23 protein-coding genes and 3 pseudogenes are annotated in these 25,798 nt (G+C 67.7%); 13 read left to right on the plus strand and 13 right to left on the minus strand.

Annotation, left to right across the window (positions count from 1 at the left end; genetic code table 11):
• Positions 1-786: 786 nt before the first annotated feature.
• Both K228_RS0120005 and K228_RS0120010 read left to right on the plus strand, forming a co-directional pair.
• Positions 787-2,634: a 2-oxoacid:acceptor oxidoreductase subunit alpha gene (locus K228_RS0120005; protein ID WP_025620039.1), complete on the plus strand. Its 1,848-nt coding sequence runs from the start codon at positions 787-789 to the stop codon at positions 2,632-2,634.
• Positions 2,627-3,661 (plus strand): 2-oxoacid:ferredoxin oxidoreductase subunit beta, encoded by a 1,035-nt coding sequence (locus K228_RS0120010; RefSeq protein WP_025620040.1) that lies wholly within the window; start codon positions 2,627-2,629, stop codon positions 3,659-3,661. The genes K228_RS0120005 and K228_RS0120010 overlap by 8 nt, the downstream gene beginning before the upstream one ends.
• A gap of 157 nt (positions 3,662-3,818) precedes the next feature.
• Here the strand turns inward: K228_RS0120010 and K228_RS0120015 are convergent, their stop codons facing one another.
• The gene (locus K228_RS0120015; RefSeq protein WP_025620041.1) at positions 3,819-4,838 is read right to left on the minus strand and encodes a potassium channel family protein; all 1,020 of its coding nucleotides are present in this window, start codon (positions 4,836-4,838) and stop codon (positions 3,819-3,821) included.
• 161 nt (positions 4,839-4,999) lie between these two features.
• On the opposite strand from K228_RS0120015, the gene K228_RS0120020 reads away from it, so the two are divergent.
• The 3 genes from K228_RS0120020 to K228_RS0120030 all read left to right on the plus strand — a co-directional run bounded on the left by K228_RS0120020 (position 5,000) and on the right by K228_RS0120030 (position 7,546).
• Entirely contained in the window at positions 5,000-5,587 is a 588-nt protein-coding gene (locus K228_RS0120020; protein ID WP_025620042.1) for a helix-turn-helix domain-containing protein, read from the plus strand.
• 176 nt (positions 5,588-5,763) lie between these two features.
• A complete protein-coding gene (locus K228_RS0120025) occupies positions 5,764-6,348 on the plus strand; it encodes a ClpP family protease (RefSeq protein ID WP_025620043.1) in 585 nt (194 codons plus the stop codon).
• A 163-nt stretch (positions 6,349-6,511) separates the two neighbouring features.
• A complete protein-coding gene (locus K228_RS0120030; RefSeq protein WP_025620044.1) occupies positions 6,512-7,546 on the plus strand; it encodes an AEC family transporter in 1,035 nt (344 codons plus the stop codon).
• 56 nt (positions 7,547-7,602) lie between these two features.
• Here the strand turns inward: K228_RS0120030 and K228_RS0120035 are convergent, their stop codons facing one another.
• The 4 genes from K228_RS0120035 to K228_RS0120050 form a co-directional block, all read right to left on the minus strand.
• Positions 7,603-7,893, minus strand: coding sequence for a putative quinol monooxygenase (locus tag K228_RS0120035; protein WP_025620045.1), 291 nt, complete (start codon positions 7,891-7,893; stop codon positions 7,603-7,605).
• Between the two features lie 218 nt (positions 7,894-8,111).
• A complete protein-coding gene (locus K228_RS0120040; protein ID WP_025620046.1) occupies positions 8,112-8,402 on the minus strand; it encodes a putative quinol monooxygenase in 291 nt (96 codons plus the stop codon).
• A gap of 143 nt (positions 8,403-8,545) precedes the next feature.
• Entirely contained in the window at positions 8,546-9,724 is a 1,179-nt protein-coding gene (locus tag K228_RS0120045) for an alpha/beta fold hydrolase (RefSeq protein WP_080671643.1), read from the minus strand.
• A gap of 236 nt (positions 9,725-9,960) precedes the next feature.
• Positions 9,961-10,668, minus strand: a complete 708-nt coding sequence (locus tag K228_RS0120050; RefSeq protein WP_025620048.1) for a TetR/AcrR family transcriptional regulator — start codon at positions 10,666-10,668, stop codon at positions 9,961-9,963.
• Positions 10,669-10,803: 135 nt separating this feature from the next.
• On the opposite strand from K228_RS0120050, the gene K228_RS0120055 reads away from it, so the two are divergent.
• The 6 genes and pseudogenes from K228_RS0120055 to K228_RS27535 all read left to right on the plus strand — a co-directional run bounded on the left by K228_RS0120055 (position 10,804) and on the right by K228_RS27535 (position 16,792).
• A complete protein-coding gene (locus K228_RS0120055) occupies positions 10,804-11,787 on the plus strand; it encodes an NAD(P)-dependent alcohol dehydrogenase (protein WP_025620049.1) in 984 nt (327 codons plus the stop codon).
• Between the two features lie 35 nt (positions 11,788-11,822).
• Positions 11,823-13,613 (plus strand): glycoside hydrolase family 15 protein, encoded by a 1,791-nt coding sequence (locus K228_RS0120060; RefSeq protein ID WP_025620050.1) that lies wholly within the window; start codon positions 11,823-11,825, stop codon positions 13,611-13,613.
• A 111-nt stretch (positions 13,614-13,724) separates the two neighbouring features.
• A complete protein-coding gene (locus K228_RS0120065) occupies positions 13,725-14,504 on the plus strand; it encodes an SDR family oxidoreductase (RefSeq protein WP_025620051.1) in 780 nt (259 codons plus the stop codon).
• 93 nt (positions 14,505-14,597) lie between these two features.
• A pseudogene (locus K228_RS25900) lies at positions 14,598-15,498 on the plus strand (SDR family oxidoreductase).
• Between the two features lie 147 nt (positions 15,499-15,645).
• A pseudogene (locus tag K228_RS0120075) lies at positions 15,646-16,395 on the plus strand (MFS transporter); the annotation flags it as partial.
• A gap of 124 nt (positions 16,396-16,519) precedes the next feature.
• The gene (locus K228_RS27535; protein WP_080671644.1) at positions 16,520-16,792 is read left to right on the plus strand and encodes a hypothetical protein; all 273 of its coding nucleotides are present in this window, start codon (positions 16,520-16,522) and stop codon (positions 16,790-16,792) included.
• 303 nt (positions 16,793-17,095) lie between these two features.
• Here K228_RS27535 and K228_RS0120080 read toward each other — a convergent pair whose 3' ends face one another.
• On the minus strand, positions 17,096-17,920 hold the full coding sequence (locus K228_RS0120080; protein ID WP_025620053.1) for a transposase family protein: 825 nt from the start codon (positions 17,918-17,920) through the stop codon (positions 17,096-17,098).
• An 89-nt stretch (positions 17,921-18,009) separates the two neighbouring features.
• Between K228_RS0120080 and K228_RS29685 the strand changes: the two are divergent.
• Positions 18,010-18,233: pseudogene (locus tag K228_RS29685) on the plus strand (MFS transporter); the annotation flags it as partial.
• Here K228_RS29685 and K228_RS0120085 read toward each other — a convergent pair.
• Entirely contained in the window at positions 18,208-19,119 is a 912-nt protein-coding gene (locus K228_RS0120085) for an SMP-30/gluconolactonase/LRE family protein (protein WP_025620054.1), read from the minus strand. The pseudogene K228_RS29685 and the gene K228_RS0120085 sit on opposite strands and share 26 nt — an antisense overlap.
• 95 nt (positions 19,120-19,214) lie before the next feature.
• On the opposite strand from K228_RS0120085, the gene K228_RS0120090 reads away from it, so the two are divergent.
• Positions 19,215-19,670 carry an Lrp/AsnC family transcriptional regulator gene (locus tag K228_RS0120090; protein WP_025620055.1) on the plus strand — a complete coding sequence of 152 codons (456 nt, stop codon included), beginning with the start codon at positions 19,215-19,217 and terminating at the stop codon, positions 19,668-19,670.
• A gap of 92 nt (positions 19,671-19,762) precedes the next feature.
• Here K228_RS0120090 and K228_RS0120095 read toward each other — a convergent pair whose 3' ends face one another.
• From K228_RS0120095 to K228_RS27540, 6 genes are all read right to left on the minus strand, one after another.
• The gene (locus K228_RS0120095) at positions 19,763-21,070 is read right to left on the minus strand and encodes an MFS transporter (RefSeq protein ID WP_025620056.1); all 1,308 of its coding nucleotides are present in this window, start codon (positions 21,068-21,070) and stop codon (positions 19,763-19,765) included.
• A 220-nt stretch (positions 21,071-21,290) separates the two neighbouring features.
• A complete protein-coding gene (locus K228_RS0120100) occupies positions 21,291-22,319 on the minus strand; it encodes a hypothetical protein (RefSeq protein ID WP_025620057.1) in 1,029 nt (342 codons plus the stop codon).
• Between the two features lie 111 nt (positions 22,320-22,430).
• Positions 22,431-22,934, minus strand: a complete 504-nt coding sequence (locus K228_RS0120105; protein WP_025620058.1) for an S-ribosylhomocysteine lyase — start codon at positions 22,932-22,934, stop codon at positions 22,431-22,433.
• A 62-nt stretch (positions 22,935-22,996) separates the two neighbouring features.
• A complete protein-coding gene (locus K228_RS0120110; protein WP_025620059.1) occupies positions 22,997-24,184 on the minus strand; it encodes a UDP-N-acetylglucosamine--LPS N-acetylglucosamine transferase in 1,188 nt (395 codons plus the stop codon).
• Positions 24,181-25,020 carry a polysaccharide deacetylase family protein gene (locus tag K228_RS0120115; RefSeq protein ID WP_029723798.1) on the minus strand — a complete coding sequence of 280 codons (840 nt, stop codon included), beginning with the start codon at positions 25,018-25,020 and terminating at the stop codon, positions 24,181-24,183. Before K228_RS0120115 ends, K228_RS0120110 begins: the two co-directional genes overlap by 4 nt.
• A 28-nt stretch (positions 25,021-25,048) precedes the next feature.
• Complete coding sequence (locus K228_RS27540) at positions 25,049-25,465, minus strand: hypothetical protein (protein WP_029723799.1); 417 nt, start codon at positions 25,463-25,465, stop codon at positions 25,049-25,051.
• Between the last annotated feature and the right edge of the window lie 333 nt (positions 25,466-25,798).

Genomic DNA, 25,798 nt, shown 5'->3' on the forward strand with positions numbered 1-25,798 from the left:
GTCAGGGCGGTCTTACGAAGGATGTCGGTACGCATGATGATCGAAGCCTTCCGCTCGGGGGTGCCGCGGGCGCAGGGGGCGCGCCAGCGGGTCGCAAGTGGTGGTTCGAGAAGAAATCGAAAAGGGGTTCCGCCCGGCCGGGGGGTGTTCCTCGGGCGGCCCGGGGGATGTAACCAACGCCGACCCGGTGGCATTCCGGGGGCGGGCGACCACCGGCGGTCCGGCGGGGCGGCGGGGCGCTCGCGGCTGCCCTGCATGGTTACGCCAGGTATAACCACCGGCCCCCGGCACCGATTCCCCGCCGACTGTGACCTAGACCACCCGACAAAACGTCGGATACCTAACATTCGACAAAACCGATTCCAGACAAAACGCCTAATACGGCCGCAGCACACCTCTTTGTCGGCGGCACCGGCGCGCCAAGAAGCGCCTTCCGCCCACCACCCCTTGACCGGCCAGGCACCCCCCGGAGCAGCCAAAAGGACGCCGGAGATCCACAGCCGCCGGGGCCGGCGAAGCAGTCGGGTGATCTGGATTACGACAGCGGGCTGAATATAGCAATGAAACGGTCATCTACTCGCCAAATCGAGTCTCAGTCGACGGACCTCTCGAGCTGGCGCGGAGGTGATCCGACGTAGGCTCTCAGGTGAGAAACGACAGCAGGCCGGACAACCACACGAGGTGGGTCACGGCGGCGCGCCGAGGAGGCGATGTGACCGGGCAAGGCGAGGTCAGGAGCGAGTGCGGCAATCCGGGCGACCGCGCCGACCGAAGCGGGGTGCGGTCATGAGCAAGAAAGTCCGCCAACTGGATCGCGTGGTCATCCGCTTCGCCGGGGACTCCGGCGACGGGATGCAGCTCACCGGCGACCGATTCACCTCTGAAACCGCCCAACTCGGCAACGACATCTCCACGCTGCCCAACTTCCCCGCGGAGATCCGCGCGCCCGCCGGGACGCTACCCGGGGTGTCGAGCTTCCAGGTGCACTTCGCCGACTACGACATCCTCACCCCCGGTGACTCGCCGAACGTCCTGGTCGCGATGAACCCGGCCGCACTCAAGGCCAACCTCGCCGACCTGCCGCGCGGAGCCGACATCATCGTCAACACCGACGAGTTCACCCGACGCAACCTGGCCAAGGTCGGCTACCAGGCCAACCCGCTCGAGGACGACTCACTTGCCGGCTACACGGTGCACCCGGTGGCGTTGACCTCGATGACCGTCGGCGCGCTCGCCGACCACGAGGTGTCCAAGAAGGACGCCGAGCGAGCCAAGAACATGTTCGCGCTGGGCCTGCTGAGCTGGATGTACTCCCGCCCGTACGAGTCGACCCTGCGGTTCCTGGAGCGCAAGTTCGCGACCCGACCGGAGCTGGTCGGGGCCAACGTCGCGGCGTTCAAGGCGGGCTGGAACTTCGGCGAGACGACCGAGGACTTCGCGGTCCGGTACGAGGTCAAGCCGGCGAAGATGCACCCCGGGACCTACCGGAACATCACCGGCAACATGGCGCTGTCGCTCGGTCTGGTGGCTGCCGGAGTCCGCTCCGAGCTGCTGGTCTTCCTCGGCGCCTACCCGATCACCCCGGCGTCGGACATCCTGCACGAGCTGAGCAAGCACAAGCGCCACGGCGTACTCACCATGCAGGCCGAGGACGAGATCGCGGCCATCGGTGCGGCCCTCGGTGCCTCGTACGGCGGGGCGCTCGGCGTCACCACCACCAGCGGTCCCGGCGTCGCGCTCAAGAGCGAGACCATCTCCCTCGCGGTGGCCCTGGAGTTGCCGCTGGTCATCGTCGACGTGCAGCGGGCCGGGCCGTCAACCGGGATGCCGACCAAGACCGAGCAGGCCGACCTGAACATGGCCCTCTTCGGCCGACACGGTGAGGCGCCGGTGGCGGTGCTCGCGCCGAAGTCCCCGGCCGACTGCTTCTACGCGGCGTTGGAGGCGGCCCGGATCGCGCTGACCTACCGCACGCCGGTGATCCTCCTCTCCGACAACTACGTGGCCAACGGCTCCGAGCCGTGGCTGCTCCCCGACGTCGAGTCCCTGCCCGACCTGCGGGTCGACTTCGCCACCCGGCCCAACGGCGAGGACGGCGCCACCTTCCTGCCGTACCTGCGGGACCCGGAGACCCTGGCCCGGCCCTGGGCTGTCCCCGGCACGCCTGGTCTGGAGCATCGCATCGGGGGGCTGGAGAAGGCCGACAAGACCGGCGACATCTCGTACGACCCGGCTAACCACGACCTCATGGTGCGGACCCGTGCCGCCCGGATCGAGGCGATCCCGGTGCCCGACCTTGAGGTCGAGGACCCGGACGGTGACGCCCGAGTGCTGGTGCTCGGCTGGGGGTCCACCTACGGGCCGATCGGCGCCGCCTGCCGGGGCCTCCGCCAACGCGGGCTCTCCGTCGCCCAGGCACACCTGCGACACCTCGCCCCGATGCCGGCCAACCTCGGCGAGGTAATGGGCTCCTACGAGCGGGTGGTCATCCCCGAGATGAACCTCGGTCAGCTCGCCCACGTGATCCGCGCCCGGTACCTGGTCGACGCGATCGGCTACAACCAGGTGCACGGTCTGCCGTTCACCGCCAACGAGCTGGAGACGATGCTGGAAGAGGTCCTGAAGAATGTCTGAGCCCGTCGCCCTCAAGCTCACCGCGAAGGACTTCAAGTCCAACCAGGAGGTGCGGTGGTGCCCCGGCTGTGGTGACTACGCGATCCTCGCCGCCGTCCAGGGCTTCATGCCAGAGCTGAACATCCCCCGGGAGCGAATCGTCTTCGTCTCCGGTATCGGCTGCTCGTCGCGCTTTCCGTACTACATGAACACGTACGGGATGCACTCGATCCATGGTCGCGCCCCAGCGATCGCCACCGGCCTCTCCACCACCCGCCCCGACCTCTCCGTCTGGGTGGTCACCGGGGACGGCGACGCGCTGTCGATCGGCGGCAACCACCTGATCCACGCGCTACGGCGTAACGTCAACCTGAAGATCCTGCTGTTCAACAACCAGATCTACGGCCTGACCAAGGGGCAGTACTCCCCCACCTCCGAGGTTGGCAAGATCACCAAGTCGACCCCGGTCGGCTCGGCGGACGCGCCGTTCAACCCGCTCTCGCTGGCGCTGGGTGCGGAGGCCACGTTTGTGGCCCGCACCATCGACTCGGACCGCAAGCACCTGCAGTCGGTGCTCCGGGCCGCCGCCGAGCACGAGGGCTCGGCCTTCGTGGAGATCTACCAGAACTGCAACATCTTCAACGACGGGGCCTTCGACCAGCTCAAGGGCCCCGCCACCCGAGACGACTCGCTGATCCGGCTGGAGCACAACCAGCCGATCACCTTCGGCCGGGACGGGCAGTTCTGCGTCACACACCCGCCCGGCGGCTTCGGCCTGGAGGTCCGCGAGACCGCGGCCACCGCGGCGGAGGAGATCGTGGTCCACGACGCCACCATCACCGACCCGGCGTACGCGTTCGCCCTGTCCCGGCTGCCGGGTCTGGACCTGCGGAACACCCCGATCGGGGTGTTCCGTTCGGTTCGGCGGCCGTCCTACGACAGGGTGGTGCAGGAGCAGCTCAACGCCGCCCGGGCGACGGTGACCGAAACTCGGGAGCAGCAGTTCGCCGGCCTGTTGCACAGCGGCGACACCTGGACAATCGACTAGCCGCCGGCTGCTCCCCGGGCAGACCGGGTAGCCGGGCTACGTCGGCGCACACCGCTTCCGGAGCACGGCCCGTACACGCTCCGGAGGCGGCGCGGGCGCTCCGGACATCGGCGCGGGCGCTCCGGACACGCGAGCACTCCGGACATCGGCGCGGAGCTCAGGACATCGGCGTGGAGGTCCGACGGTCGTCGCGGACGTGCACGAGCATGTCGCCGGTTTCGATGACCCCGCCAGCCCGATCGGCGAGGGTGACCACCTTGCCCCGCCGCACCAGCGCGATGACCAGGGCGTCCAACTCGCGGGGAGAGCGGCCGACCTCGTGCCGCTCGGCCGACCGCATCGCTAGCGCCATCCCCTGACCGGGCGTGAGCAGGTCCTCCACGACCTCGATCAGCGGCGGCGCGGAGGTGGAGAGACCCAGCAGCCGACCGGCGGTCGCCGACGAGACGATCACGTGATGGGCACCGCTCTGCTTGAGCAGCGGGGCGTTCTCCGCCTCCCGGGCCGCGGCGATGATCCGCACCTGTCCCGCAGTGAGCTGCCGGACGGTCAGCGCCACCAACACCGCCGCGTCGTCACTGTCGGTAGCGATGATCACTGCCTTGGCGGTCCGAATGTGTGCCTCGTTGAGGGTGGCCGAGCGAGTCGCCGATCCCTCGATCGCCACCAGGCCGGCCGAGGTGGCCTGCCGCAGGGCGGCGCCGCTGCGTTCGACCACCACGATCCGGGACTTGTCGAAGCCATTCTCGAGCAGGGCGGAAATCGCACTGCGGCCCTTGGTCCCGTAGCCGCAGATGATGACGTGGTCCTTCACAGCTCTCCTCCACCGCGACAGGCGAAGGCCGGTGCGGTACTGCTCGGTCAGGACTTCCAGGGTGGTGCCGACCAAGATGATCAGAAAGATGACCCGGGCCGGAGTGATGTAAAGGACGTTGATCAGGCGGGCCGACTCCGAGACCGGGGCGATATCGCCGTACCCGGTGGTGGAGAGGGAAACCACAACGTAGTAGAAGCAGTCGAGGAGGCTCAGCCCTTCCGAGTCGCGGTTGGCGTCCCGATAGCCGTCCCGGTCGAGCCACACCACGGCGACGCTGGCAAGGACGAGCCCGAGGGCCGCGGCCAACCGCAGACTCAACGCGCTCAGCGGATCGCGCCGTTGCGCCGGGAAATGGATCACCGTTCGCCCCGCCCAAACTCCGCTGTCACCTGCACGCCCACAACATAACGGGTCGGGGGTAACTCACAGGGCGAGGCGGCAGGGACGGCGCAACAACAGCCCCGACGGGCATGATGGGAGCTGTCCCCCTCGGACGACAGCCAACGAAAGCGAGGCGGAGCATGTCGTTGCTCAGACGAGTCATCGGCGGGGTGTTGCGCCGGCTACGGGTGCGGCAGGGCCGCACACTGCGGGAGGTGGCTGCCGCCGCCGGGGTCTCCATGCCGTACCTGTCCGAGGTGGAGCGGGGACGTAAGGAAGCCTCGTCCGAGGTGCTCGCGGCGGTCTGCCGGGCGCTCGGGATCCGCCTCTCCGACCTGCTCGGGGAGGCCCGTGACGAGCTACGTCGCCTGGAGCGCCCCGAGCCGATGGGGTTCACCATCGGTGAGGTCACCCGAACGCCAGGCTCCCGTGTCGAGCCTGCCCGGCAGCACTCAGCCCGGGCCGGGCTACGCGGTGGTGGCCCCACCTCCTGCGGCGTCGGCCAGGTACATCTTCGACTGGGCTCACCTGGGCTGCCCATTGGTGGCGCGGGGCCGGCGCCGATCGGGCCCGCGCTAACCGGCAGCCCGTCGGGAGGGGCCGGCCTACGAGTCCGGTTGATCAGTGCGGCGCCGGCTGACCGCCCCGCCGCACGAAGCTCGTGGCGGGCCCAGCGGCTCATGCGGGCCCGGCGGCAACGGGCCCGGCGGCAGCGGACCCAGCGGTAGCCCAACCGGACCGCCCCGCCGATCGATCTGCTCGGCCAATCCGCTCCCAACCGTTCTGCTCTGAGCCGATCTGCTGCCGGCAGATCGGCTACCTCCTCCTGCCCCGGCACGCGCACGCTGGACAGGCCGGCTCCGGGGCGGTCCTCCGCCCGCCGACGCACTGGAGGTAGCACCTAATGATCAAAATGTTGGACGACAGGCAGCAGGGCTTCGGCGACCAGGTCTTCGAGCGGCTGTTGAAGGAACGCATCGTCTTTCTCGGCACCGAGGTGACCGACGAGTCGGCCAACCGGGTCTGTGCTCAGATCCTGCTGCTGGCCGCCGAGGACCCGGACCGAGACATCAAGCTCTACATCAACTCGCCCGGTGGCTCGGTGAGCGCGGGGATGGCCGTCTACGACACGATGCGGTTTGTCCGCAACGACGTGGCGACGCTGGCGTTGGGCATGGCGGGCTCGATGGGACAGTTTCTCCTCTGCGCCGGGACGGCGGGCAAACGGTGCGCGCTGCCACACTCGTGGATCCTCATGCACCAACCTTCCGGCGGGATGGGAGGCACCGCTGCCGACATCCGGATCCAGGCGGAGAATCTCCTGCACGTCAAGAAGACCATGCAAGGGCTGATCGCCCAACACAGCGGCCGGACGCTGGCGGAGATCCAGCGGGACTGGGACCGGGATCGCTGGTTCACCCCAGAACAGGCCCGCGAATACGGCCTCATCGACCACGTCATCACGCAGGCGGCGGAGCTCACGCGCTGAGCTATCAGCCCTGGGTCGGGCCGGAGCCGGCGGGTATTGTCCTTCACTCGCCGATTGGCGCCGGCCCTTGTTTCCTTGATAGCAACGGAGCCTCCGCCGGAACCACGGGACGCGTCTTGCCGACCGGATCGGGCCGGCCAGATCTGCTGGAGGCCCGAACCCGTTGGAAGCGCTCGCCGTCTTCGAAAGGCTCGTGCCGGTGGCGTTGGCTATCGGCGGCGGTGTGTTGTTCGCCCGGCGGAGCGTCGTCAGCGCGGCGAACTCGAAGGCGTTCGCGGACTTCGCCTTCCTCTTCGCCGTGCCGTGCTACCTGTTCACCAACATCTACCGCAGCGACTTGGGCGCCCTGTTCGCCTGGCCCGCTCTCGCGGGCTACGCGGTCACGGCGGGGATCGTCATGGCCGTGGTCGGGGTACTGGCCGGGCTGACCACCACCCGCGAGCCGCGACAGCTCGTGTTGCGGATCATGGCGGCTGTCCAGGTCAATACCGCGTATTTCGCGGTACCCGTGTTCATCATGCTCTTTGGCGACGCTGCGCCGGTCTTTCCGGTCCTGCTGTTCCAGGTATGCGTCCTCTCCCTAATCGTCCTGGCCATCATGGAGCTGCAGGGAGCGCCGACTAGGGCCATACCGGCCGGTCAGGCTGTACCGACCTCGGCTGGGTCCGGTGGGCCGCGACCGACTGGTGGGCCACCAGCGCCGCCTCAACTCCGGAACCGGCGCGGCCGAGTGAGCCGGGCGGTGTGGGGTTCCCTCACCACCCCGGTCGTCCTGGCGTGCAACGCTGGCCTCTTACTCAACCTGCTGGCCTTCCGGATGCCGGAGCCGCTGCTCGACGGGTTCGACTTCGTCGGTGCCGCGGCCGCTCCAATCGCGCTCTTCGCCCTGGGCCTGCACCTGGGCGGCAGCGGGATCAGCTTCCGTCACACCACCGGCGAGGAGATCTGGCTGATCGCCGTCAAGTGCCTGCTGTTCCCGTTCGCGATCTGGCTGGCCGCCGCGCACGTCTTCGGCATTCACGGCCCCTGGCTGACCTATCTCGTCCTCATCGCGGCGATGCCGGCGCCACAGAACCTGTTTATCGTCGCGCAGCGCTACGGCGTTGACGTAGCGATGTCGGCCGCCCTGGTGGTGAAGAGTTCGGTCGCGGCGCTACTGCTGCTGCCACTCTGGATCCACTGGACGCAAGCGGGGTGACCGCGCTCCCCCGACCACCCCTGCACGGCTTACCAGAGCTACCCACCAACGACTCGTCACCCAATCTGGGTCATGTCCGTGAAATTGTATTCATCGATCTTGCCGGCGGTCGCATCCATATACTTCTGCAGGTGCGCAGCGCCCTTGTGCACCTCCCAGATCTCGCGGGACTCCCAGTTCTCATAAAGGAAGAAGTGAGCCGGGTCGTTATTGTCCTGATGCAGGTCGAAGTTTATGCACCCCTCCTCCGCTCGAGTCAACGGGATAAGCTTCTTCAACTCTGCCTTGACCAGGTCCACCTGACCCGACTTGGCGTGAACGTTGGCAACAATGGTCAAGCGTGGCATGCGGCACTCCCGGTCACCTGATCGCCCATTTGTGGACCTCCTCAGACTAGTGGAGAGGTCCACACCAGGACCCGCAAACCGCCAACTGAGGCCTCGACGTTGATCAGGCGGTAGTCACCCCTGGGCCGCCGCCGGAGCGCCGACCCGCGATCCACCGGAGAAACCCCTCCTCCCCGTTCCCTGCAAGCACACACTCGAGCCAGCTCACCCAGCGATTGTCAATCAACGTGGGTCATCTCATTGAGTACGAACTCATCCACCTTGCCGGCGGTCGCCGCAGCGTACGCCTGCAGGTGCGCGGCGTTCATGTGAGCCTGCCAGAGGTCACGGGACTCCCAGTTCTCGTAGAAGACGAAATGGGTTGAATCACTATTGTCCTGGTGCAGGTCATAGTTGATACACCCCTTCTCTTCCCGAGTAATCGGGATGAGCTTTTTTAGCTCCGCCTTGACCAGGTCCACCTGGTCCGGCTTGACGTGAATGTTGGCAACAATGGTCAGGCGTGGCATGCGGTACTCCTGGTCGCCTCGTCCTTCGTTGGTGGAACTTCTTCACGCTAGCGGAGGAGCCCGCACCAAGCCCAGCAAGTCGCCAGATGTAGGCCCGAAGTTGATCAGATGGTTCCAGGACGCGCGGCGAGGCGTATCCGCCCTCACGGTTGAGTCACGGCCGCATGGACGGACTTCACCGCCTCGACCACCACCGATGGAACCTCGTCCTGCACCCAGTGGCCGTGGGTACTGTCCCGCCACTGGCCGACGACCGCGTCGGGGTTCCACTCCGACAGAAACCGCTCCAGGGGATACCAGTAGGCCGCACCAGTCTCGTCGTCAACACAGTTGGTCCGGGCGCTGACCTCCGCGGTCTCCGGGCGGTAGCCGGGCCGGCAGAGTTCCCGTTCGCCGCCGAGAATCGCCAGGTCGACCTTGTACGGCCCGAAGGCCGTGTCGTCGCCGAAGGCAAAGAAGACCGGCTTCGACCGCAGCGCGACCAACTCCCGGTCGAGTTGATCGAGGAAGGCGCCGTCCGCGACGGTCGCCGTGGCGGAGATGTGCACGGGCTGGGTCACCTCCGGATAGCGCAGCTCATGCGGGGGCTCCAGGGTGAGGTAGGGGCCCCACATCGCGTCCCGCAGCGCCGCGTACTCCGCCGATCCTTCCACCGCGTTACGTTCAGCGACCCCGATCGCACCGCGGCGGATGAGCTCGCCCTGCGTGTAGAACTCTGGTTCCAGCTGCGCATGGCGCCCACGGTCGTGCACCGCGTGCATGAATCCGGTCCGGCCCTGCTCGATGTGGTCGAGTTGCCAGGCCCAGGTGTTCATCAGCACGAGACCACGCACCTTCTCCGGGGTGGCGACTCCGGCGGCCAGTCCGATGGGTCCACCCCAGTCCTGGAGCACCAGGTAGAGATCTTCCAGGGCCAGGTCGGCGATGAAGTCCCGCAGCACCGTCGTGTGCGAGCTCGGCAGGTAGTCGAATTCGCTGACCCTCGGCTTGTCGGAGAAACCAAAGCCGAGGTGGTCGGTGAGGATCACCCGAAAGCCAGCCGCGCTCAACGGGTCGACGAGTTTCCGGTAGATCATGCTCCAGGTGCCGTTCCCGTGGACCGCCAGAACGGTGCCCTTGGGGGAATGGCCCCCCGCTGGCGGCACGTCCACGTAGTGATACGCGAACCCGCGCCACTCGTAGACCTTCGACTGGAACGGATAGACGCTCTCCGCCACCGGAAACGGCCGCTCCCATTCCGGGGTAGCCCTGCTGTCCCGCTGCGGAACGCCTCCCCCGGTGGCGACTACCACGACGGCGAGGGCCAGCACCACCGACGCCACGAGGAGACGAACAGGAAATGTTTTCAACCTATCGCCCACCGCAATCTCCCCAATCCCAGCCCGAGTCGGTCGAAGAGCAGCACGATCTCAGCCCACCGGCCGACGAACCGCTCCCGTCCTCCCGAGCCTAGGTACGCAGGGTGGGCCAGGAAATGCGGCGAACCGGCCAGTCTTCACTGGGGGAAGCCCTACCCAAACTGGCGGCGCGTCATGGTCCTACTGGCCGCAACGGCGCTTCAGCGAGACGACGTCCAGCCTTGCTGATGCAGCCGTTCGATGCCCTCCAGCAACAGGTCCAGGGCGAACTCGAACTCGAACTGGTCGTCGCAGCCACGCCCCACCACCGACGCATCGTCGTGGGACGCCACCACGGCGATCTCCGCAAGGTTTGGGAATCGGTCGGCGAACTGCGCTGGTAGGGCCGCCGGCGGCTCCGGACTGGTCGCGCCGGTCCGGCCGGCGTTCCGTGCGGCGTCGAAGAGTTCCTGGCTGAAGCCCAGGGCGCGGCTGCCCATCGCGTGCATCACGTGGTGGGCAAGGTCAACTGAAAAGCCGCCACCCCGAAACGTCCCGACCATCGAGTCGAGGTAGGCGAGGATGGCCGGCGTCGGCGTCTGCTGCGACTCAATGGCGAGGGACACCCAGGGGTGACGCTGTAGCACCCGCCGGGCGGAGAGAATTCGCTCCCGGACCACGTGCTTCCAGTCGACGTCGGCCAGCGGCGGGTCGATCTCGCCGATGACCACATCGATCACGCCGGCGACCAGCTCGTCCTTGTTGGCCACGTGCTTGTAGAGGGCCATCGGCACGACACCCAGGTCCTGGGCAAGGTTGCGCATGCTGAGGGAGTCGATCCCGGCCTCGTCGGCGAGCGTGACAGCGGCCCGCAGGACTCGCTGCCTGCTCAGCGGCGTTCGGCGAGGCACCTCGGTCTGCTCAGCCATCTCGTTTCCTCGTCTCCAGTGGTGCTGGAAACCATAACCGCCTTGACGGGTGTACGGCGTACACCTAGTCTGTTCAGACACCAGCGTACGCCGTACACCAGGCGATGGCGTACGCCGTACACCTTGGAGTGGAGAATGAAGGCCATCGTGCAAGACCGCTACGGGCCGCCGGAGTCCCTCACCCTCGCGGAGGTTGACCCGCCGGTGCCCGCCGCCAACGAGGTGCTGGTGCGGGTGGAAGCCGCAGCCCTCAACGCCTATGACTGGCATGTGCTGCGCGGCGATCCGCGGCTGGCGCGGCTGGCACTGGGCCGGTCAAAGCCCCGAGCCCGCATCCGTGGCCGCGACTTCGCCGGCGTGGTGGAATCCGTCGGCGCGAAGGTTCAGCAGTTCCATCCCGGCGATGCGGTCTTCGGTGACCTCGGCGACGCCAACGGCGCCTTCGCCGAGTACGTCTGCGTACCCGAAACCCTGATCGCACCGAAGCCAGCGAACCTGACGCCGCAGCAGGCCGCCGCCCTGCCGCTCGCCGGCGTCACCGCACTCATGGGGCTGGCTGACCTCGGGCAGGTCAGGCCCGGCCACCGCGTCCTGATCAACGGTGCCTCCGGCGGCGTCGGTACCCTCGCCGTGCAGCTGGCCAAGGCGCTCGGCGCGAGCGTGACCGCAGTGTGCAGTACCCGTAACGCCGACCTGGTCCGCTCCCTCGGCGCCGACCACATCGTCGACTACACCCGGAGCGACTTCACCCACGACCCCAGCCCGCACGATGTTGTGTTCGACCTGGTCGGCAACCGCTCGCTCACCGCACTCCGGCGAGTCCTGCCTCCCGCGGGGACGCTGATTCTCTCCGGCGGCGGGGTCTACCGGGGCGGTAGCCTCGTCGGACCGGTCTGGCTCATTGCCCGCGGGCGACTACTGGCACCCTTCGTCCGACAGCGCATCGCCGTTCTCACCACCGCGCCCAGCCGGAAGCACCTCGACCTGCTGCGCGACCATGCCGAAGCCGGCCACCTCACCCCGGTCATCGACCGGAGCTACCCGCTGCACGAAGTACCGCAAGCACTTCGGTACCTCGAAGGCGAACACGCGCGGGCGAAAGTAGTGATCACCATCTGAGGCGTAATGCGCGCCATCGCGGGTAGAAGCCGGGTGTGGCGGAGATCAGTGACTATGCGTTTCTGGGCGACTGCCAGGGCGCGGCGTTGGTGTCGGCGGACGGTTCGGTGGACTGGTGGTGTCCGCCTCGGTTTGACGGGCCAAGCGTCTTCGCGCGGCTACTCGGCTCCGCCGGCGGCCACTGGTGGATCCGACCACACGGGCAGTACACGACGAGCCGCTGCTACCTGGACGGCACGATGGTCGTCCAGACCGACTTTCACACCCAGGACGGAGTGCTGCGGCTGACCGACGCGCTCAGCCTCGGCATCGGGGAACGCGGTCACCAGATCGGCCTCAGCTCGCCGCACCTCCTCCTGCGCCGGGTCGACGCAGTAGCCGGCCCGGCGCAGGTGACGGTCGAGGTGGCGGCCCGGCCTGAGTACGGCCTGGTCAGCCCCACCGTCTCCGACGCCACGACGGGGATCGAGATCTCCGGCGGCGCCGATCGACTGACCCTTATCAGCGACCACGACCTGACCGTCAACGGTTCCGTGGTGACCGGAGAGTTCAGCCTCGCCGAGGGCGAGAGCGCGGTCTTCGCGCTGCACCACCGACGGGCCATCGACCCGCCGACGGTTCCCCTCGACGGGCGGGCGGCGCTGCGGGACACCATCGCCGCCTGGCGGTCCTGGGACCGCATCCACCAGGGCTACCAAGGGCCCTACCGGGAACAGGTCCGACGTAGTGCCCTCGTACTGCAGGCGCTGACCTACCAGCCGACCGGAGCCGTGATCGCCGCCCCCACCACCTCCCTGCCGGAGGAGGTCGGTGGCGAGGCGAACTGGGACTACCGCTTCGGCTGGCTCCGCGACGGCGCCTTCACCCTGAAGGCGCTCTGGGTCGCCGCCTGCCCGGACGAGGCGCATCGGTTCTTCGACTGGATGGCCGAGTCGGTGGGCTCGGTGGAGGCGGAGGACCATGTCCCGATCATGTTCGGCCCCGGCGGCGAGCGCGATCTCACCGAGCACACCCTCGAGCACCTTGAGGGCTACCGGGACAGCCGCCCGGTACGGGTCGGCAACGACGCCTGGCTACAGAAGCAACTCGACGTCATCGGCGAGGTCATCGAGTGCGCCTGGGTCCTGCGGGACCAGCTCACCGAGCTCTCGCCCGCCGCCGCCAGCCTGCTCCGCTCCCTGGCCGACCGCGCCGCGGACACCTGGCGGGAGCGGGATGCCGGAATCTGGGAGGGACGCGAGGGGCAGCGGCACTACCTGACCTCGAAGGTGATGTGCTGGTTGGCCCTCGACCGGGCCATCAAGCTCGCCGGACTTCTGGACGCCGAGGCGAAGGTCCCGCAGTGGTCGGAGGCGATGGCGCAGGTCCGGGCGGCGATCCTGGAGGAGGGGTGGAACAGCTCGACCAGGGCGTTCACCGGTGCGTTCGGCTCCGACCATCTAGATGCGGGAGTACTGGTCATGCCCATCCTCGGCTTCCTCCCCGCCAACGACGAGAAGATCCTGGCCACTGTGGATGCCATCGAACGGGACCTGGTCCAGGACGGCCTGGTGCAACGCTGGACCCGGGCCGGAGACGAGGGCGCCTTCATCATCTGCTCGTACTGGCTGGTCCAGGCCCTGGCCCTGGCCGGGCGGGTCGACCGGGCCCGACAGGTCTTCGAGACGGTCACCGCCCGGGCGAACGATCTCGGCCTGCTCGCCGAGGAGATCGACCGACGCGACGGGCGCCTGATCGGCAACTTCCCCCAGGCGTTGTCCCACATCGGTCTGATCAATGCCGCCTGGACCATCGGCCAGGTCGAGGCCACGGGCAACAGGAAGTAGGAGGCCAGCGGCACCCCTCGGTTGGGGCGCAGGAGAGCGGATACCTGCTTCGGCGGGCACGGCGGCGGCCGACGCCCGCCGAAGGTGGCAGTCGAGGAAAGGAGCACGTTGATGAGCGGGCGACTGATGGGAAAAACCGCCTTGATCACTGGCTCGGACTCCGGTATCGGGCAGGCCACCGCGATCGAGTTCGGCCGGGAGGGCGCCGATGTGGTGGTGCACTACCTGCATGACCATGCGGGGGCGAGCCACACCAAGGCCGAAATCGAGCGGGCCGGTCAGCGCGCCGTGGTGGTGCAGGGCGACATCAGCGTCGAGCACCAGGTCGAGGCGATGTTCGACGAGGCCTTGGCGAGCTTCGGTGAGCTGAACATCCTGATGAACGACGCCGGGGTGGACGCGTCCGGCATCCCGGTCGCCGATCTGGACACCGAGACCTGGGACCGCGCCATCCGCACCAACCTGTACGGAATGTTCTTCTGTTGTCGGCGCTTCGTCCGGCACCGCCGCGACCACGGCGGACACGGGAAAATCATCAACATCACCTCCATCCACCAGGAGGTGGCCCGGGCCGGCGGTGCCGACTACGACGCCAGCAAGGGCGGCATGCTGGAACTGGCCAAGAGCATCGCGCTGGAGGTCGCCCCGATACACATGAACGTCAACAACATCGGGCCGGGCATGGTGCTCACTCCGTTCAACCAACGCGCGATCGACGACCCGCAATACCTGGAAGAGCAGGTGCAGTCGATCCCGTGGAAGCGGGCCGCCCAACCGGAGGAGATCGCGAAGCTCGCCGTCTTCCTGGCCAGCGACGACGCGAACTACGTCACCGGGTCGACCTACTTCATGGACGGTGGCCTCATGCAGAACCAGGGACAGGGCGCGTAGGGCACGCTCCGACGCGCGGGAACGGTTGACCTCAACCCAGGTTGAGGTTTTACCGTCACTCCACCGCGTTCGGAGCGTTCCTGGAGGAGACCCGTGTTCTTGGTTACTGGCGCGACCGGCAACGTCGGGCGGCGGGTGGTGGCGCGGCTGATCGCCGCAGGTCACGACGTCCGTGCCATCGTCCGCGACCCCAGCCGGGCACAACTTCCGGCGGGGGTAACGGCGGTCACCGCCGACCTGGCTGATCCCGCTACCCTCCGCCCGCACCTGGACGGAGTCCGGGCCGCCTTCCTGATCTGGCCGTACGTTGACCCCACCGTTACCGTTGCGCTCGCGCCGGCTCTCGCGGACGTGCTGGCCAGCGCCGGGTCCCCCCGAGTGGTGTTCCTGTCGGCCGCCTCCGCCGAAGCCGACCCGAACTCGTGCTGGGCGGTGGTGGAGCGCGCCCTCAGCGAACGCGACCTCCCCGGGACGGCGCTGCGTCCCACCGGCTTCGCCACGAACACGCTGGGCTGGGCCGACGCCATCCGCGCCGAGGGGGTCGTACGCTGGCCGCACGGCGCCGCGGCCCGCTCACTGATCCACGAGGACGACATCGCCGCGGTGGCCGTCGAGGCGCTGACCAGTGACCAGCACGACCGGCGGACCTACGTGCTCACCGGCCCGGAGACGATCACCCAAGCCGAACAGGTGCGCCTCATCGGTGCCGCGATCGGCCGCGACGCCGGAGACGATCACCCAAGCCGAACAGGTGCGCCTCATCGGTGCCGCGATCGGCCGCGACGTGCGCTGGGAGGATGTCCCCCCGCAGGCCATCCGCCCGATGCTGGTCGAGGCCTTCGGGGACGCCGCCTTCGCGGACGCCGCGTTGGCCGGCTGGGCGTCAATGGTGGAGACACCGGAGCAGGTGACCGACGAGGTCGCGGCGATACTGGGACGGCCTGCGCGGACCTTCGCCCAGTGGGCCGCCGACCACGCCGCGGACTTCGCCTGAACCGTCCGGGAGCCCGAGTTCGATGGTCGGGTCGCTTCTTTCCGCATATCGCCCTGTCCTCACCGACAGCCGGTACTCCAGACTAATCTCCGCTTCAGCTGTTTCCTTCCTTGGCGACGGCATGGCACTTGTCGGAATACACAGAAACTGATCGTCGCAAGCACCGGACTGCGAGCTCTCGGGCTGGCAGCGATTGCCACACTGGCAGCCGCCGACCGGCTCAACGCCTTTTCCTATGTTGCCCTCCTCGCCACTTCTTCTCTCTTTTCGGCTTGGGGCAACGCGGGCCTGTACGCTATTGTCAGTCAGTTGTTCGCCGATCGTCGCCAACTTCCCGTCAATGCCCTGCTGGGCGTATCCCAGCAGATTAGTATCATCGTCGGTCCGGCGATTGCCGGGATGATCCTGCTGGAACTAGACGGCTCGGCAATTCTCGCAGTCAATGCGATCTCATACCTGGTTCTTCTCACCACAGTCGCGCGCCTGAAGCTTCCGCAACAACTGACGGCCGCTCGGCGGACCGGCGTCATGGCCGGCTTCCGGATACTCGCGCAGCGACCCCAACTCGCTTCCCTGTTACTGATCACGGCCGCCTTCTTCTTCCTGCACGGCCCGGTCGAGGTTGGGCTTCCGCTCTATGTGGCCGGCAACCTGGCTGGTAGCGGCCAGCTACTCGGAGCATTTTGGACCGCGTTCGGTGTCGGCGCGGTGATTGGCGGTTTCGCAGGTGGCGCCCTGGCCCGCACACCTGGATGGCCGGCGGTAGTCGCCATTATCTTCGGCTGGGGTCTGACCCTGCTCCCCTTTGGCATCACCGACAGCACTTCAGCAACCATGACGTCGTTCGCCCTCGGCGGACTGATCTACGGCCCATTTCCAGCGTTCACTATTTCTCTTGGGCGCGGCGGCGGCCCACTGTGGTGATCCCACCACAGGCAGCCGGCTATAATCCGGACAGTGGTCATTTCTGCCTAGATCGAGACTTGGCCAGCGACCCGTCGCATAGCAGCTAAGGTTGATTGTGTCTGGATATTGGCTGATTTTCCTGATCCTCGGGGTGATCGCCGTTGTGTCGACCGTGGCGGCGTCATTGCCACTGCCGTCGGCACCGCTGCGGCTCGTGGTGCTTACGGTCCACGCGGCGATTTCGCTGGTGCTGATTTTGTCGATCAACGGACCGATGCCCCTGTTGGTAATGGTATTTGGGCCAGGGCTGGTGGTTGCTCTGGCCCGAGTAGCAACGACGGTGTATAGAGGCCTCGGATTTCGTAGACGTGGTGCTGCAAACGATTGACCCCGGCTCCATCCCGGTCGTTTCCCAAGCTCTCAATGTTATTGGCAGGCTCCGTTTCGGAGCGTTACCCGCCATAAGGCGATATGGATTTCCGTCTTCGTCTTTCCTGAACTGGGGAAGTCGATAGAAACTTAGGTGGACGAAGCCGCCATAGGGCGGTTGCGATGGCCGCTTGTCGTGACCCGGGGGTGCAAGTTGACGCCACGCTCATTCATGTTGCTCGGTCCGTTGGAGGTGCGTGCCGAGGGTACTAACCTGGCCCTTGGTGGCCCTCGAAGTGAGTCGATCCTCGCTGAAGTGATCTCAGCGACTTTCTGGTAGGTATTTGTACTCGAAGTGGGTCAGGTGTAGTGCGGCGGCGACGATGTCGCCGATTCGGCGTGGGCTGATGTTCGTATGGCGTAGCGTCTTCCAGCGTCCGATCAGGATGGCGAAGCCGCGTTCGCCTTGCCATCGCAGGCCGCGGAGCAGTCGGTTGTAGGCGCGGTTGTCGGGTGCGAGCCGGCTGCCGTCGGTGGGCTGCTTGATCGGGGTCTTGATGCCGTGGCCTGTGCTTTCGTAGCCGGAGTCGGCCAGAGCCGGCAGGTCGAGTTCGGCGGCGGACCAGTTCAGGGCGGCGGTGATCCCGAGGTCGCGGGCGCAGCTGGTGTTGTTTAGATGTCCGGGCATCGCTTCCGAGGTCCAGATCGACAGCCCGTCTGGGCGCATGATCGCTTGGATGTTCGCGCCGAAGTCGCGGTGTTTTCCGGAGTACCAGGCGTCGACTACCTCGCCCTTGACCGACAGGGTGGTCTCGGTGAGCCGGTCGCAGTCGAACAGTTTGCCGTCGAGGATCACGTGGGACCAGCCGTCGGCGGCGGCCCGACGCAGAGCGGTGTGCAGGTCGGCCGCCTGGGCGGCGAGCACCGTTATGCCCTCGTCGCGGTAGCGGTACGCCGTCGCCCGGGAGATACCGAAGCCGGCTGCCAGCAAGGTCATGTCCTCACCCTTGCGGAACCAGACGAGCACCATCAGGGCCTGGTAGAAGCAACTCAACGCCCGAGTGCCACGGCGAGTGCCGCAGGCCCGGCGCTGTGCGCACAGCAGCCGCGCGAGATGCTGCACGAGTTCCCTCGGGACGTCGACCATGGCACGATAGGCAAGCACGTGGAGCCCTCTCGAAGACGTGGATCTGCCGCAAGGACATGTCCATCGATGGCTCCACGCCTGTCTCCACTGCCGCCCGACTCGCCGTCTTCGCCCGTGTCGCGCCAATCAACCCATATGCGTTGCTGAGATCACCTCACTGGTCACGCTTTGGGGCAAAGACACATTGCTGTATTCCGGTATTGCCACGATCATGCTCGCGGCGCTCGTCACCGCATCGGTGCTACTTCTTGGCGGATCGACTCTTGGCAGAGAGGTCACCAGCTGCTTCATTCCGGGTAGCGGGCGCCGTTGAAGGTAACCCGCAGCGCGTACACCGACCGGCCGGCGGTGATGTAGAGCTGGTTGCGTTTCGGTCCACCGAAGGTGAGATTGGCGACCGGCTCGGGCAGGAGCAACTTCCCGATGAGGCTGCCATCGGGAGCGAAGCAGTGCACGCCGTCCCAGGCCGCCGCCCAGACTCGACCGGCGTCATCGATGCGCAGCCCGTCGAAGCGCCCATAGTCACACTCAGCAAAGATCTTGCCGCCGCTGAGGGTGTCGTCGGCGGCGACGTCGAAGACCCGAATATGGCTGGGTTCCTGTCGGGTATCGACGATGAACAGCTGTTGCTCGTCCGGCGAGAACGCCAGCCCGTTGGGGCGGAAGAAGTCGTCCGCGACCACCCGCAGGTCCCCGGTGCGGGGGTCGAGCCGAAACACATAGCACGAGCCACCGAACTCGGGCTCGGCCCTGTTGCCCTCGTAGTCACTGTTGATGCCGTAGATCGGGTCGGTGAACCAGATCGTGCCGTCGGACCGGACCACCACGTCGTTGGGGCTGTTGAGCCGCTTGCCGGTGTAGCGGTCTGCCAGCACAGTGATCGTTCCGTCGTGCTCGGTGCGGGTTACCCGCCGGTTTCCCTGCTCGCAGGTGATCAGCCGGCCTTGCCGGTCGATCGTGTTGCCGTTGGCGTAGCCCGAGGGCTGGCGGAACACCCCGACCGCGCCGGTGGTCTCGTCCCAGCGCAGCAGCCGATCGTTCGGGATGTCGCTCCACACCAGGTAGCGCCCGGCCGCGAAGTAGGCCGGGCCTTCCGACTTCCGCGCGTCGCCGTGCAGGACCTCAAGGACGAAGTCACCGTCGAGGTCCCGGAAACGCTCGTCCAGCAGTCGGAACTCAGCAGGGACTGTATCAGGCATATCGGCCTCCTAGACAGATGAAGTTCTACATCAAAGCCTGCCTTCCGAATCTGATAAGGTCAAGTTGTTCATCTTCCAGTCCCGATGGGTGTTCGATGCTTGACGATATTGACCGCGTCCTGGTGACCCGCCTGCAGCAGGACGCAACCCAGTCCTACGCGACCCTCGGCACGGCCGTTGACCTGTCCGCCGGTTCGGCGCACGAACGCGTACGTAAGCTGCGCGAACGGGGCGTGATCCGGCGTACCACCGTTGACGTCGATCCGGCCGCGGTCGGCCGGGCCGTGCTCGCCTACGTGATGCTCGGCGCCGACGAGTGGATGGGGGACGCGGCCACCCGGGACGCGCTCACGGCCATACCCGAGATCCAGGAGGCACACATCATCGCCGGCACGGCGAGCGTGCTGGTGAAGGTTCGCACCGCCACCACCGAGGACCTGCAAGCCCTCCTGAGACGCCTCTTCGCCATCGACGGAGTCACCAGCACCCAGACCATCGTCGTCCTGGAGTCGTTCTTCGAACGGCCGATCAGCGTTGACCCGGCTCGCTGAACACAGCCCCGACCTCCACCAAGGCAGCGGGCAGATCGATGTCCAGCACTATAGATCCGCCGCACCCCCGCCGCGACCGGAACGAACGGCGTTCACACCTGCTGTTCCGCATCCCGCTCGGCAGCGTCAATCGCACTGTCGGTCACCCAGAACAATCCGATGAGCAGGCTGAGCGTCAGCACACCCATGATCGCGAAGACCGCGCGCAGGCCGAGCCACTCCGCCAGCAGACCGCCAGTGAGCGCACCGAGGGGCATGCCGCCCCAGGCCAGCAGCCGGTAGCCGCTGTTGACCCGGCCGAGCAGCCGGTCGGGGGTGATCCGTTGACGAAGCGAGATTGTGATGACGTTCCAGGTGGCGACCAGAATCCCGCCCCCGAAATAGACGGCGCCCACCACGAACGGGTTGACGCTCAACGCCGGCACGCCGTCCAGCACGGCGGCGGCGACCATTGCCACGCCGAGTGCGGTGGAGCGACCCAGCCGTCGCTCAATCGCCCCCGCGGCCAACGACCCGAGCACAATGCCGACGGCCAGGGTCGCGAGCAGCAGGCCGTACCCCGGCTCCGTGAGCCCCATCGCCGAGTCAGGGCCGACCGCATAGAGCACCAGCACCGCGAGGACCGCGCTCATGGTGAAGTTGCTGACGCCCACCATCACCGCCATGGTGCGCAGCAGTTGGTGTCGCCAGAGAAACCGGAGGCCTTCCGCGATGTCCCTGCGCAAACTGGTCGACGTGTCCCGTGCGACCTGGAAGCGGCCACGGATGAGAAGCAACACCGCGGCCGCGACCACCCACAGCCCCGCCGGCCCCGCCACCGCCAACGCCACGCCGGTGGAGACCAGGAACCCCGCCAGGGGTGGGCCGACGAACTGGTTGGCCGTCAACTCGACCGCGTTCAGCCGTCCGTTGGCGCGCGGTAGCGCGTCCCGCGACACCACCTGCGGCAGGATCGACTGGGCCGAGGTGTCGTAGAGCGTCTCGGCGACGCCGGCGCCGAACGCCACCGCGTAGAGCAGCCAGATGGACGCCACGTCCAGGGCCACGGCCAGCGCCATCGCCCCGAACAACACCGCGCGCACCGTGTTGGCGGCCACCATCACCCGACGGCGGTCCAGCCGGTCGGCCAACGCCCCCGCCGGCAACGCGACCAGCAGCCACGGCAGACTGAACGCCATCGCCACCCCGGCCACCAGCACCGGCGAATCCGTGAAGCTGACCGCGACCAGCGGCAGCGCGAGCTTGACGATCCCGTCGGCGAGGTTCGACGCGGCGGACGCGGACCACAGCTGCCAGAACGGGGTGCCCAGCTTCTCGGCGGCCCGACGCGGAGCAGGCAGGTGGCGTTCCGGGCCAGGCGTCGTCCGTTCATCCGGGCGGGCGAGATCGTCAATCGTCACCCGGGGATGCTCTCAGAACGGGCACATCGTTCGCCGCCCCATTAAGCAGACTAACCAAGCCATCGAAGGACGGGTGAGTGCGCGGGCTCGGCGGAAGCACACCACAGCCAGCGACCCACCCCTTGGAGCCAGGGGTGGGTCGCTGATCCGCTGGTCATGGTGCTGGCGGCGGCGTTGATCCGCGGGCCCCGGTGGCGGCGGTGGCGGAGAGCGAACCGGCCTACTCGAAGGTCACCCGCAGTTGACGCAGCAGGCCACCGTAGTCCTCGTCGTCGTCCCCGATGAAGATCGGAAGTGAGCCGGCGACCAGTCCCACGCCTTCGACCTTGAGGCCCGAGCTTCGCGCCAGTTGCTGGGGCGGCTCGACCGGACGCAGCCGCGCGCCGATGCGTCCCCCCTCCCGGACCGTCGCCGCGCGGTACACCGCGCTGTCAAAGGGGCCGAGGTCACCCGGGTCGTACGCGGACGAGACGAAGATGTTGCCCCACCGGTCGATGTCCATGCCCGAGGCGGGTCGTCCGCCCGGTGGTTCGAGGGCCGTGAAGGGAACCGAGGTCCACCGCCGACCAAACCGGATCTCGCCGTCCTCGTACACCTTCAGGCGAGTCATGTTGATGAAGGTGGTGTCCCGGCCCTCCGCGCGCTCGGCGTAGACGAAGTAGTCCTCGCCGCGGATCGTCGCCACGGCCGTCGCCTCGACGTTCACCAGCGGTTCGGGCGTCTCGGGCCACGGCACCGCGCTCACGATCTCGACGTTGAGGTCCCGGTCCCAGCGGGCGAGATAGATCGTCGGGTCGGGGTCGTCGCCGTCGGCGTTGCTCTCCGCCAGCAGGGCCGCGTTCCGGCCGGGCAGCCGGGCGATGCTCTCGAGGTCATTCGGCACGCTGCGACCGGGAAACTCGACATCCAGCTCGTCAACGATGATTCCGTTCGGATCGACAGGCGTACGCACAATCGAGAGTCGCGGCAGGTCGCGCTCCGCATCGTTGTCCCGGGTGTCGTGGCAGACCAGGAAGACCTCCTGCATCACCCCGTCGTTCTCCTCGGTGGTGAGCCAGGCGATGCCACTGAACTCGCGGGGCGCCCGGATCTCGAGCCGCTCGGCCGAGGAAACGTCAACCGCGTCCCGGGCCGAAAGGCTGTCCGCCCCGTGGCGGAGCTGCGCCGAGCCCGGCGTGGCGGGCGCAAGCAGGCTCAGCCCGGTGGCGACCGGCAACAGCCCGCAGGCGATGAACCGACGGCGAATCATTCGTCCCCCTCCACCCGGCGGGCACGACCGCCGGGCCCGCTAGGGACAAAAGTAAAATTGTTCTCACCTTCCCCGCGGGAGTTCCTCCCCCGTTACCACCTTGGTGTCGGCTCACTGGCCCGCCGCGAGTTCCCGCAGGTCCGCCGCGCTCACCTCATGGGCGTCCGGGCCCGGATCCCCCCACTGGTCCCGCTTCGCGAGCAGCTGTGCGGCGAGTTCCCGCACCCCCGCCAGCGAGTGATGCTCCGCCCAACCACACTGGATAACGTTCGCGAGCGGCACCTCGTCGGCGTCCTCGATGGTGCGCAGCCCGGCCGCGATAACCTCCGCCAGCTCGTCGAAGCTCCACGGGCCAACCGTCCACACGTACAGGCCGGTCATGCAACCCATCGGCGCGACGTTCATGATCGTGGGGTGATGTTGGCGTACGTAGGTGCCGAGAAAGTGTTCGAGGGAGTGCATGACCGGGCCCGGCACCTGCGACACGTTCGGCTGCGCCACCCGGAAGTCCCAGAGCGCGACCGGCTGGCTCGTGCCGGGCACTGTCTGCTCGTTGACGATCCGCAGGTAGGGCGGCACCACGTAGCGATGATCCAAATCGTGTGACTGCGGCATGGCCAGGACTCCTGGGTCACTCTCGAAGGCGGACTCGCCCCCAGCCTAGGAAGAATTTGTGCTCAAACTGACCGTTTCCGATCAAGCCGATCGCCGCTCCCGACGACCTCTGAGATCAAACTGGCCATGTCGGTAGCACTACCGGCGGGAAGAGCCGGGCTGGCCTCCGCGCCGGTCAGCTCGGTTAGCTCAGTCAGCACCGGTGCCAGCTCGGCCGCGGTGGTGACATAGGTGGTGAGCCCAGCCTCGGCGAGCAGCTGCGCGTTGGCGCGACCATGCCCAGAAATCGGCCGGTAGGTGACGGTGGGGAGCCCGCCGGCCAGCGACTGCTGGCAGGTGAGACCACCGGCGTTCTCCACCACCACATCAACGGCCCGCATCAGGGTCGGCATGTCCTCGACCCAACCCAGGACGTGTCCAGGGAAAGTACTCAGGCGCTGGCGGAGCCGGGCGTTACGCCCACACGCCACAACAGGGGTGACGCAGCCGGTGCCGAGCACATCCCGCGCGGTACGGGCCACATCCCCCGCACCCCAGGAGCCAGCGACGATCAACGCCAGCCGCTCCTGCTCGGGCAGGCCGAAACGGGCCCGAGCCGTACGCGGGCAGGCCTTTGCCGAGGACGCGAACTCGGCGGAGATCAGCGGATTGACCACCCGAACATCAGTTGCCCCACGCGCCGTCGCCTGCCGCTGCGTCCCGTCGTGGATGACGCAGTAGGTGTCGACACCCGGCGCGATCCAGATCGGGTGGACGACGAAGTCAGTGACGTAGCTGAGCACCGGCACGGTGAGCTGCCCCGCCCCGCGCATCGGGCCGAGCAGTTGGTTGGCGAACGGGTGCGTCGTCACCACCAGGCAGGTGTCCGCCGATATCCGCGACAGCATCCGCGGTACGGCCGCCCGCAGCGCGGCCCGGAACCCCCGGACCATCAACGACGACCGGTCCGTGAACCGGAAGAGCGCGTCGTAGCTCCAGGGAAACCGCTGGAGCATGGTGCGATAGCCGTCCCGAACGAGACGGTGCAGCGGCCGGGGCAGGGCGGTGAAGAAGTTGAGCTGCTCCACGACGACCCCGTCGCCAGCGAGCCGGGCGGCGAGCTCGGCCGCGGCGGCGTCGTGGCCCGCGCCGATGTCGGCGGAGACGACCAGGATCCGCAGCCGGTCCGGGCCGCCGCCGGTGTCGTCACGACCGGCACCAACCGGGGACGTACCGGCGCGCGGACTTCTCCCGCCCGGCCGTGGCTTCACCGGTTGCGGTTACCCACCCGGTACGTCGCCATGCCCCGGTCGTGCCCGGACCGGCATGCGCCACGCCCCGGGCTCCCGGCAACCTCAGTCTCCCCGTGTTCGCCGAGCGTCCCGATTGTCAGCTCCCGCTCCCGGGCCCAGCGCATGAGGCGAGGCAGGACCGCCAAGGCCCCTCGCCAGGCACCCGGGCTGGACGCATGATCCGAATCGTGCAGCAACAGCGTGCCGCCACCGTCGAGGTCCTTCACGATGGTTTCCCAGATCGACGCCGGAGACCGGGTCAGGTCCCAGTCGCGTCCCCAGGCAGTCCAGAGGCGGGGAGTCAGGCCCAGCCGCCGGCAAGCCAGCAGCGCCGACATCGTCAGCACCCCGTACGGCGGCCGGTACCACAACGGGGCGGCTCCGGTGACCGCCGCGACGGCATCCCGAGCGCGGGCGATATCAGCGTAGGTCGCGGCACGCGATCGGCACAGCAGGTTCCGGTGCTCCCATCCGTGCACCGCGAGCTCATGCCCGGCCGCCGCCATGTCCCGACCGAGTCCCGGATCGCGATCGAGCAGCGTGCCGAGCAGAAAGAACGTCGCCCGTACGTCGGCACGCTCCAGCGCCCGCAGAAAGCGGGCGGTGGAGGCGCGGCGTGGACCGTCGTCGAAGGTCAACGCGATCCGGGTGGCCGCACCCACCCCCGCCAGCCGGGGCCAGCACCGGCGCCGCAGCGCACCGCTGGCGGTGACCACCGGCAGCGCGTGCACCACCGCCCCGCCCGCGGCGACGGCGGCCGTCCCCGCCAGCCAACGCCGAAGTTCGGGCCCCCCGACCCGGACGCCACCTGCCACGGCGTTCCGTTACCCACTTCGGACTTCGCTACCCGCTTGGACGGCCTTCCGATGGCCTTCGTAGGCGGGCCAGCCAGTCGTCGGCCCAGTCGAGATGCGGACAACCGTTGTTCACGCACCGGGGGCAGGTCCGTCCTCCCCAGTGGCTACGGATGATCATTTCGATTCCGCGGAACACCAGGTCTGGGTCCAGGTCTGCCGGCTCGAAGGCGTTGGTTGTGGGGTGTTCGGGTTCCGCCTGCCAGCACCAGTCGACAAACCTCTGCCTGAGGTCCGGTCTGGTGCCGTTGAGTCGGGATAGCTGATCAGATGCTTCGGCCAGGAGCTTGCCCTGGTGGGCCAGCAGCGCTGACCTCCTGCCGCGATACTCGGCCAGCAACGCGAGCCGCGCGGGCTGGCAGGGCCAGTCGGCGCCGCAGGCCCGGCACCGCCACAGCGGGCGCATGGGGTCGTGTGCCTTTCTCACCACCGCCGGCTCCCGCGCGTGTCGTGGTCACGTAGGCAGCGCTTGAGGTCACCACACCGGGGGCACCAACTACCCGAACGGCATTTGGTCACCAGGCCCAGGATCACCCCAACGGCGAGCCCAACGACTATGGCAGTAGCAACGACAACCATCGACGTCCCCTCAGCCTCGCCTGTCGGCGCTCTGGACGGGCTGGTGCGCGGTCACCAGCGACCTCCGTTGGCTCGCCACTGCTGGGCCGGGGTGAGCCAGCCGACGCGGCCTACCTGAGGGTTGGCGACGGTGGGCTGAACCATCCACGCCGGCAGATTG

The organism is Salinispora cortesiana (genome assembly GCF_000484695.1).
In the GTDB taxonomy this organism is placed as follows: Bacteria; Actinomycetota; Actinomycetes; order Mycobacteriales; family Micromonosporaceae; genus Micromonospora; species Micromonospora cortesiana.